The sequence below is a fragment of the Pseudomonas sp. 05N432 genome (assembly GCF_056396945.1).
In genome coordinates this window covers 1-1,768 of the sequence record NZ_JBFTMM010000045.1, presented here as the reverse complement: position 1 = coordinate 1,768, position 1,768 = coordinate 1, and the positions used below count along the sequence as shown (strand labels likewise).

Here is a 1,768-nt window from a genome sequence, read left to right as displayed (position 1 = left end):
GATCAGCGAGGTGCGTTATCTGCCCGGCGTGGAAATCCGCACCCACAGTGGCACCGGTGAAGTCCTGCATGTCATCAGCGCCAGCGCCGGCAGCAACAGTGTGCAAGTGCTGCATTGGGTCGCCAGACAACCCGATGACATTGCGCAGGATCAGGTGCGTTACAGCCTGGGCGATCACCTGAAATCCAGCACACTGGAACTCGACCAACAGGCCAGGCTGATCAGCCAGGAATGGTATTACCCGTTCGGCGACACCGCTTATTGGGCGGGTCGGAACACGACCGAGGCTAAGTACAAAACCGTGCGCTATTCCGGCAAGGAGCGCGATGCGACGGGGCTTGATTACTATGGTTTCAGGTATTACGCGCCGTGGTTGCGGCGGTGGATCAATCCAGATCCGGCGGGGTATGTGGATGGGATGAATTTGTTTTCAATGGTTAAAAMTAGTCCCATGACATACCTGGACAAGCAGGGAGATATCAGATCAGATTTCAACCCAGAGCAATATCTAGCAGAGTTCAAAGCAATTATTACCGAGCACCGTCCATCAGCCAGATACAGCAACCACTTCAAACAAACAAACCACTACATAACTAAAATATACAAAATAGAAAACATCTCAACTAAAAAAGAGCGCAAATACTTTAAAAGTCAAATCAGAAAATTTAACAATACGCTACTCCCCCAAACCCTAAGCAGCCTAACTAATGAATTAGAGATTAGATCATTTCAACACCTTAAAGCAAACATCAAAGCCGCTAAGAAATTTATACCACTTAAACCCTATTTACCTGCCTACTCGAAAGTTCCAGAGTTTCCGCCAGACGCTTACCTTTCCATCTATTCTAAAGTCTCCAACCTTCGACCAAGTAGTTATCCGCCCGCCTACCTGGAAGTTGACCGCATTCGATTAGCCAATCACTCGAACATCTACTCGAACGTAGAGCCGCTTTCGTCAAATGCATACTCGACCACTGATTCAGGGATTGAATCCTCTCGACGGGAAGATTTCTCGCCCTCCTATACGGAAGTTGACCCCCTCCGCCCGATAGGATACTGGTCCGCATACTTGAATGTTCCCCGCTTTAGGCCGAGAGGTAACCCGCCTGCCTACTCGGAGGTTGACCGTCTTCGGTCGAGTGATGAACAGCCCTGCTACTATAATTCTCCCTCTGAGCGAAGCTGGTCAATCGATAATACTCTGCACTCAATGAACCCTGCTGACGACCAACCAATTACGTCTCTAACAGCGGAACCGAATCAACTCGCTCGTATAAACCACATTCGTGGAGCTATGCATGAGTCCATGGGGGCGCGAGATGTATGACTAACCCGCATGTATCAAGGTAATTATGTATGCCTACAGGAACTTGGTCATACGCACACACGGCCACACCTGGCCTCGTGGTATCGGACTCGCGTGGCCTGACGGTCAGGACCGTGCAGTTCCACCGACGGCAGGCGGGCGATCCGCTTGAAACGCGGGTCACCCATCAACGGTTCGACGCCGCTGGCCGACCGGTTGCCAGCCGTGATCCGTATTTGTTTGCCCTGGCCCAAACCGACGCATCCGTCCCCGCCAACCTGAGTCAGGTCTTCAGCCTGTCCGGCGTACCGTTGGCGAGCCACAGCGTGGACGCCGGCTGGCGACTGGCGCTGCCAGGTGAGGCCGGGCAAGCCGTCGAACGCTGGGACGGCCGTGGCAGCCACTCACGGACCGAATACGACGAACTGCTGCGCCCGGTGGCCGTGCAGGAGCGTGGCGTGG

General features: G+C 53.3%; 1 protein-coding gene and 1 pseudogene. Both read left to right on the top strand.

The genetic code is table 11. The annotated features are described in order from the left end of the window. On the top strand, window positions 1–1,327 hold a 1,327-nt coding region (locus tag AC1DHT_RS29105), incomplete at its 5' end, for an RHS repeat-associated core domain-containing protein (RefSeq protein ID WP_477761581.1). Between the two features lie 29 nt (window positions 1,328–1,356). Continuing rightward, window positions 1,357–1,768: pseudogene (locus AC1DHT_RS29100) on the top strand (RHS repeat protein); the annotation flags it as partial.